The organism is Vibrio sp. Y176 (assembly GCF_033438945.1).
Genome location: NZ_JAWOQS010000020.1, coordinates 22,763 through 30,907, shown reverse-complemented (window position 1 = coordinate 30,907; position 8,145 = coordinate 22,763). Strand labels below are relative to the sequence as shown.

The 8,145-nt window shown below is 45.8% G+C and carries 7 protein-coding genes and 1 pseudogene; all 8 read left to right on the top strand.

The annotated features are described in order from the left end of the window. Positions 1-96 (top strand): annotated as a pseudogene (locus R7O13_RS23100) (elongation factor Tu); the annotation flags it as partial. A gap of 266 nt (positions 97-362) precedes the next feature. Further along, positions 363-743, top strand: a complete 381-nt coding sequence (gene secE, locus R7O13_RS23095) for a preprotein translocase subunit SecE (RefSeq protein ID WP_005384680.1) — start codon at positions 363-365, stop codon at positions 741-743. A gap of 13 nt (positions 744-756) precedes the next feature. Then, entirely contained in the window at positions 757-1,305 is a 549-nt protein-coding gene (gene nusG / locus R7O13_RS23090; protein ID WP_005384681.1) for a transcription termination/antitermination protein NusG, read from the top strand. Positions 1,306-1,469: 164 nt separating this feature from the next. Beyond that, positions 1,470-1,898, top strand: coding sequence for a 50S ribosomal protein L11 (gene rplK, locus R7O13_RS23085; protein ID WP_005384682.1), 429 nt, complete (start codon positions 1,470-1,472; stop codon positions 1,896-1,898). A gap of 4 nt (positions 1,899-1,902) precedes the next feature. After that, positions 1,903-2,604, top strand: coding sequence for a 50S ribosomal protein L1 (gene rplA / locus R7O13_RS23080; protein WP_005384683.1), 702 nt, complete (start codon positions 1,903-1,905; stop codon positions 2,602-2,604). A gap of 293 nt (positions 2,605-2,897) precedes the next feature. Beyond that, a complete protein-coding gene (rplJ, locus tag R7O13_RS23075) occupies positions 2,898-3,392 on the top strand; it encodes a 50S ribosomal protein L10 (protein WP_005382538.1) in 495 nt (164 codons plus the stop codon). Positions 3,393-3,449: 57 nt separating this feature from the next. Beyond that, a complete protein-coding gene (rplL, locus tag R7O13_RS23070; protein ID WP_005382540.1) occupies positions 3,450-3,818 on the top strand; it encodes a 50S ribosomal protein L7/L12 in 369 nt (122 codons plus the stop codon). 252 nt (positions 3,819-4,070) lie between these two features. After that, a complete protein-coding gene (gene rpoB / locus R7O13_RS23065; protein ID WP_005384685.1) occupies positions 4,071-8,099 on the top strand; it encodes a DNA-directed RNA polymerase subunit beta in 4,029 nt (1,342 codons plus the stop codon). Positions 8,100-8,145: the final 46 nt, after the last annotated feature.

Genomic DNA, 8,145 nt, shown 5'->3' with positions numbered 1-8,145 from the left:
ATCGCACCAATCGCAATGGACGAAGGTCTACGTTTCGCGATCCGTGAAGGTGGCCGTACAGTAGGTGCTGGTGTTGTTGCTAAGATCTTCGACTAATTCATAGCGAATTAGCGATGCTTTCGGAAAATCTTGAATTAGATTTGACGAACCAGTAGCAAAAAGGGCATCATTTGATGCCCTTTTTCTGCACTCAACATTATTTTTGCTGTTTTCTTGTTCAGAAGTGGGTTGGGCGCAGAGCAAGATTAAGCAAAGAGGCTTAATCTTAAGAAGAGTACGCTGATTTTTTCAGCGATATGGAGTTTGCCCTGCAACAGCGGGGTTGTTGTCGTCTATATTAAGACTTGTAACAGGTTGGTTTTATGAAAGCAAATAATGCTGAAACTCCTGATAGCTCAAACGCAGCAGATACGTTTAAGTGGGTAGCCGCTTTCGTATTGGCAGCTGCCGCTGTTGTGGGTAATTACCTGTATGGTGAAATGTCTGTAGTGGTTCGTGCTGCAGGCGTTGTTGTTCTTATTGCAGCTGCCTTAGGCGTTGCAGCAACAACGACTAAAGGTAAAGCAGCGATCAGTTTTGCAAAAGAATCTCGTATGGAAGTACGTAAAGTTGTTTGGCCTACTCGCCAAGAAACCATGCAAACAACACTGATCGTTTTAGCTGTAAGTATTGTAATGGCTCTAGTGCTATGGGGTATTGACGGAATTATGGTTCGTCTAGTAGCTCTAGCAACTGGGGTATAGAGGGTTTTTATTCATGAGTGAAGCTCCAAAAAAACGCTGGTATGTGGTTCAAGCCTTCTCTGGATTTGAAGGTCGTGTAGCTCAATCTCTGCGCGAGCATATCAAAATGCACGGCATGGAAGAGCTATTCGGTGAAGTACTGGTTCCTACTGAAGAAGTAGTGGAAATGCGCGCGGGTCAGCGTCGCAAGTCTGAGCGTAAGTTCTTCCCAGGTTACGTCCTTGTTCAGATGATTATGAACGATGAATCATGGCACCTAGTACGCAGTGTGCCGCGTGTCATGGGCTTCATTGGTGGTACCTCAGACCGTCCGGCACCTATCACGGATAAAGAGGCTGACGCGATTCTTAATCGTCTTGAGAAAGCGAGTGAAGCGCCTCGTCCGCGTACAATGTACGAAGCGGGTGAAGTGGTACGTGTTAACGAAGGTCCATTTGCTGACTTCAACGGTACTGTTGAAGAAGTGGATTACGAGAAGAGCCGCCTGAAAGTGTCTGTATCGATCTTTGGTCGTGCGACACCAGTTGAGCTTGAATTTGGTCAGGTTGAAAAGCTGGACTAAGACTCTTCGTTAAAGAGTATAAAAAATCACCTTTTTAGGGTTGTATAAGGCGCGGATTATGACTATAATTTCGCGCCTTTTTACTTCAAGTGAAGTAAAAAGTTTCTTACACAAACGGGGAGCTGATCCGCGATTAGCGTTTGTACCCAAACTTAGGAATTATCATGGCTAAGAAAGTTGAAGCTTACATCAAGCTACAAGTTGCTGCTGGTATGGCTAACCCTAGTCCACCAGTAGGTCCTGCACTAGGTCAACACGGTGTGAACATCATGGAATTCTGTAAAGCGTTCAACGCAAAAACAGAATCTATTGAGAAAGGTCTACCAACTCCAGTAGTTATCACAGTATACAGCGACCGTTCTTTCACGTTCGTAACTAAGACTCCACCTGCTGCTGTTCTTCTTAAGAAAGCTGCTGGCGTTAAGTCTGGTTCAGGTCGTCCAAACACTGAAAAAGTTGGTACTGTAACTGACGCTCAAATCCAAGAAATCGCAGAAACTAAAGCTGCTGATATGACTGGTGCTGACATCGAAGCGATGAAGCGTTCTATCGCTGGTACTGCTCGTTCAATGGGCCTAGTGGTAGAGGGTTAATAAGATGGCAAAACTAACTAAGCGCATGCGCGTAATCCGCGAAAAAGTTGACGTAACTAAAGAATACGAAATCAACGAAGCTGTTGCTCTTCTTCAAGAACTAGCGACTGCTAAATTCGTTGAGTCTGTAGACGTTGCTGTTAACCTAGGCATTGATGCTCGTAAATCTGACCAGAACGTACGTGGTGCAACTGTACTACCTCACGGTACTGGCCGCGAAATCCGCGTTGCAGTGTTCACTCAAGGTGCTAACGCTGAAGCAGCTAAAGAAGCTGGCGCAGACATCGTAGGTATGGAAGATCTTGCTGAGCAAGTTAAGAAAGGCGAAATGAACTTTGACGTAGTTGTTGCTTCTCCAGATGCAATGCGCGTTGTAGGTCAACTAGGTACTATCCTAGGTCCTCGCGGTCTTATGCCAAACCCTAAAGTTGGTACTGTAACTCCTAACGTTGCTGAAGCAGTTAAAAACGCTAAAGCTGGTCAGGTTCGTTACCGTAACGACAAAAACGGCATCATCCACACTACTATCGGTAAAGCAAACTTCTCTGCTGAGCAGATCAAAGAGAACCTAGAAGCACTTCTAGTTGCTCTGAAGAAAGCTAAGCCATCTTCAGCGAAAGGTACTTTCCTGAAGAAAGTAAGCATCTCTACTACTATGGGTGCTGGTGTTGCTGTTGATCAGGCTAGCCTGAACACTCAAGCATAATTTATTTGCTTAGGCGCAAAATTCGTGTATAATTTTGCGCCTAATATTTGTGGTTGGGGCTGAACTTTGGTTCTTTGAACTGTCTCCTAGTTCGAAATGAATTAAGACCCAGTCTCCGTCCAAGACCGTAGGTGTTTGTGTAAAAGCAAACTTAATTATCCTACGTAGATGGTGCCCGAACTGACAGAAAGCTCTATGTAATATAGTTAACTTTCTTCTGGGGAAGCACCTCAATAGCTCTCACTGTCGTGATGATAGTGAGTGGTGTAACGACAACCAGGAGTAAATCCAAGATGGCTTTAAACCTTCAAGACAAAAAAGCAATTGTTGCTGAAGTCAACGAAGCTGCCAGTGGTGCACTTTCTGCAGTTGTAGCTGATTCTCGTGGCGTTCAAGTTGGCGCGATGACTTCTCTACGTAAACAAGCTCGTGAAGCTGGCGTTTACATGAGAGTTGTTCGTAACACTCTTGCTCGTCGTGCGGTTGAAGGTACTGAGTACGAGTGTCTAACTGACACTTTCACTGGTCCTACTCTAATCGCATTCTCTAATGAGCACCCAGGTGCTGCAGCGCGTCTTTTCAAAGACTTCGCTAAAGAGAACAAAGATTTCGAGATCAAAGCTGCTGCATTTGAAGGCGCTTTAACTGACGCTGAAGTACTAGCAACACTACCAACTTACGACGAAGCAATTGCACGCCTAATGATGTGCATGAAAGAAGCTTCGGCTGGCAAGCTGGCGCGTACTATCGCAGCTATCCGCGATCAAAAACAAGAAGCAGCGGCATAAGCCTTGCTTTTTACTGGTTGCTTAATAAACTTATTGTTGACTTAAAAGAGAATTGTTATGTCTATTACTAACGAGCAAATCCTAGACGCAGTTGCAGAAATGTCTGTAATGCAAGTTGTTGAACTAATCGAAGCAATGGAAGAGAAATTCGGTGTTTCTGCTGCTGCTGCTGTTGTAGCTGGCGGCGCTGCTGCAGGCGAAGCTGCTGCTGAGCAAACTGAATTCGACGTAATCCTAGAAGCTGCTGGCGGTAACAAAGTTGCTGTAATCAAAGCAGTACGTGGCGCAACTGGCCTAGGTCTTAAAGAAGCTAAAGCTCTAGTAGACGGCGCTCCAGCACCTCTTAAAGAAGGTGTTGAGAAAGCAGAAGCTGAAGCTCTTAAAGCTCAGCTAGAAGAAGCTGGTGCAACTGTTGCTGTTAAGTAATTATTGCATAGTTTCTTAGCCTAACGGCTAATTGGCTGGTGGTTTTTTAACCACCGGCCTTTTTGCGCTGTAGGGTATAGGCGAATTTTCCCGCTGTTTAAGCGCCTGATATCCATGCAAAAAACATTTCATTCTTACGAAATGAAATGTCACTACAGTAAACAGCTATATTAGTCACTGTCCCTTACCCCCCTTAAGTAACTAGGAGCGGGCGGACAGTTTGGGTCACTTATCAGCGAGCTGAGGAACCCCATGGTTTACTCTTATACCGAGAAAAAGCGCATCCGTAAGGACTTTGGTACTCGTCCACAAGTTTTGGACATTCCATACCTGCTATCGATCCAGCTCGATTCGTTCGACAAATTTATCGAGCAGGATCCTGAAGGTCAATACGGTCTTGAAGCCGCTTTCCGTTCTGTATTCCCGATTCAGAGCTACAACGGCAATTCTGAGCTGCAATACGTTAGCTACCGTCTTGGTGAGCCAGTTTTTGACGTTAAAGAATGTCAAATCCGCGGTGTAACTTACTCAAAGCCACTACGTGTAAAACTACGCCTAGTTATCTTTGATAAAGACGCGCCAGCAGGTACTGTAAAAGACATTAAAGAACAAGAAGTCTACATGGGTGAAATTCCACTCATGACAGACAATGGTACCTTCGTAATCAACGGTACCGAGAGGGTTATCGTATCCCAGCTGCACCGAAGCCCAGGCGTGTTCTTCGACAGCGATAAGGGTAAGACCCACTCTTCAGGTAAAGTTTTATACAACGCACGTGTTATTCCTTACCGTGGTTCATGGCTTGATTTCGAGTTTGATCCTAAGGATAACTTGTACGTTCGTATCGACCGCCGTCGTAAGCTACCAGCATCGATCATCCTTCGTGCACTAGGTAAGTCGACAGAAGAAATCCTAGATATCTTCTTCGAGAAAGTGAACTTCGAAGTGAAAGACCAAACTCTATTGATGGAGTTGGTTCCTGATCGTCTACGTGGTGAAACTGCGTCATTCGACATCGAAGCAAATGGTAAAGTTTACGTTGAGCAAGGTCGTCGCGTAACAGCTCGTCATATCCGCCAACTAGAAAAAGATGGTGTTGATCACATCGAAGTACCAGTTGAGTACATCGTAGGTAAAGTTGCATCAAAAGATTACATCAATGAAGCAACAGGCGAGATCATTGTTAACGCTAACCAGGAAATCAGCCTGGAAGCACTAGCGAACCTATCTCAGGCTGGCCACAAAGCGCTAGAAGTTCTATTCACGAACGATCTAGACCACGGTCCATTCATGTCAGAAACACTACGTATCGACAGCACGGTTGATCGTATTTCTGCATTGGTAGAAATCTACCGCATGATGCGCCCTGGTGAGCCGCCAACAAAAGAAGCTGCAGAAGCTCTATTCGAAAGCCTATTCTTCTCTGAAGAGCGTTACGATCTATCGACTGTTGGTCGTATGAAGTTCAACAGCTCTATCGGCCGTGAAGATGCTCAAGAGCAAGGCACACTTGATGAAACTGATATCATCGAAGTGATGAAGAAGCTGATCGCGATCCGTAACGGTAAGGGCGAAGTGGACGATATCGACCACCTAGGCAACCGTCGTATCCGTTCTGTAGGCGAAATGGCTGAGAACCAGTTCCGTGTAGGTCTAGTACGTGTTGAGCGTGCAGTTAAAGAGCGTCTAAGCCTAGGCGATCTTGACGCAATCATGCCTCAAGACTTGATCAACGCGAAGCCAATTTCAGCGGCAGTTAAAGAATTCTTTGGCTCTTCACAGCTTTCACAGTTCATGGACCAAAACAACCCGCTATCAGAAGTAACGCACAAGCGTCGTATTTCTGCATTGGGTCCTGGCGGTCTAACTCGTGAACGTGCTGGCTTCGAAGTACGTGACGTACACGTAACTCACTACGGTCGTCTATGTCCTATCGAAACGCCTGAAGGTCCAAACATCGGTCTGATCAACTCTCTATCTGCGTTTGCGCGTTGTAACGAGTACGGTTTCCTAGAGACACCATACCGTCGCGTTGTAGATGGCGTAGTAACAGACGAAGTAGATTACCTATCTGCAATCGAAGAAGGCCAATTCGTTATCGCACAGGCGAACGCTAAGCTAAACGAAGATGGTACTTTTGCAGATGAGCTGATCACAGCTCGTCAGAAAGGTGAATCTGGTCTACACCCTCGTGAGCACGCTCAGTACATGGACGTTGCGACAAACCAGGTTGTATCTATCGCTGCATCGCTTATCCCGTTCCTAGAACACGATGATGCGAACCGTGCATTGATGGGTGCGAACATGCAACGTCAGGCAGTTCCAACACTGAAAGCTGACAAACCGCTTGTTGGTACTGGTATTGAACGTAACGTAGCAGTTGACTCAGGTGTAACTGCAGTTGCTAAACGTGGTGGTGTAATCCAGTCAGTAGATGCTTCTCGTATCGTTGTTAAAGTTAACGAAGAAGAGCTAGTACCAGGTGAAGCTGGTATCGACATCTACAACCTGACTAAATACACACGTTCTAACCAGAACACATGTATTAACCAGCGCCCATGTGTGATGCCAGGTGAGCCTGTATCACGCGGTGACGTTCTTGCTGATGGTCCTTCAACAGACCTTGGTGAACTAGCGCTTGGTCAAAACATGCGTATCGCGTTCATGCCTTGGAACGGTTACAACTTCGAAGACTCGATCTTAGTATCTGAGCGCGTAGTTCAAGAAGACCGTTTCACGACTATCCACATCCAAGAACTGACTTGTGTGGCGCGTGATACTAAGCTTGGTTCTGAAGAGATCACAGCGGATATTCCAAACGTAGGTGAGTCTGCTCTGTCTAAACTAGACGAGTCAGGTATCGTTTACATCGGTGCTGAAGTTAAGGGTGGCGACATCCTAGTTGGTAAAGTTACACCTAAAGGTGAAACTCAGCTAACGCCTGAAGAGAAGCTACTACGTGCAATCTTTGGTGAAAAAGCATCTGACGTTAAAGATACTTCACTACGTGTACCTAACTCTGTATCAGGTACGATCATCGACGTTCAAGTCTTTACTCGCGATGGCGTAGAGAAAGACAAGCGTGCGCTTGAAATCGAACAGATGCAGCTTAAAGAAGCGAAGAAAGACCTAACTGAAGAATTCCAGATTCTTGAGGGCGGCCTTCTAAACCGTGTTAAAGCTGTATTGATTGAAGGCGGTTACTCTGAAGCGAAACTAGACACAACTGATCGTAAGAAGTGGCTAGAACTAACGCTAGAAGATGACGCACTACAAACTCAGCTTGAGCAACTTGCTGAGCAGTGGGATGAGCTAAAAGCCGACTTTGATAAGAAGTTCGAAACTAAGCGTCGTAAGATCACTCAAGGTGATGATTTAGCACCTGGTGTACTGAAGATCGTTAAGGTTTACCTAGCGGTTAAACGTCGCATTCAGCCTGGTGATAAGATGGCGGGTCGTCACGGTAACAAGGGTGTAATCTCTAAGATCAACCCTGTTGAAGACATGCCATACGATGAGAAAGGTCAGCCTGTAGACATCGTACTTAACCCACTGGGTGTACCTTCGCGTATGAACATCGGTCAGATCCTAGAAGTACACTTAGGTCTGGCAGCGAAAGGTATCGGTGACAAGATCAACCAGATGGTTAAAGAGCAGCAAGAACTAGCGAAATTCCGCGAGTTCCTACAAAAAGTTTACGATCTAGGCGACACTCGCCAGAAAGTAGACATTGCTTCTCTATCTGATGATGAAGTACGTACTCTGATCAAGAACTTGCGTGGCGGTCTACCAATCGCGACTCCTGTATTTGATGGCGCTCCAGAAGAGTCAATCAAAGCACTTCTTGAGCTAGCAGATCTACCAACATCAGGTCAGTTAACACTGTTTGATGGTCGCACAGGTGATGCGTTTGAGCGTCCTGTAACTGTTGGTTACATGTACATGCTGAAACTGAACCACCTTGTTGATGACAAGATGCACGCTCGTTCAACTGGTTCGTACAGCCTAGTAACTCAGCAACCACTAGGTGGTAAAGCTCAGTTCGGTGGTCAGCGTTTCGGTGAGATGGAAGTATGGGCACTAGAAGCATACGGTGCTGCTTACACGCTACAAGAAATGCTAACGGTTAAGTCGGATGACGTTAACGGCCGTACTAAGATGTACAAGAACATCGTAGACGGTAACCACAGCATGGAACCTGGCATGCCAGAATCGTTCAACGTACTGTTGAAAGAGATCCGCTCGCTAGGTATCAACATCGAGCTAGAAGACGAAGAGTAATCCTTTTCTCTCTTGATGAAAGTCGAGAGAATCAAAGCGATTATTT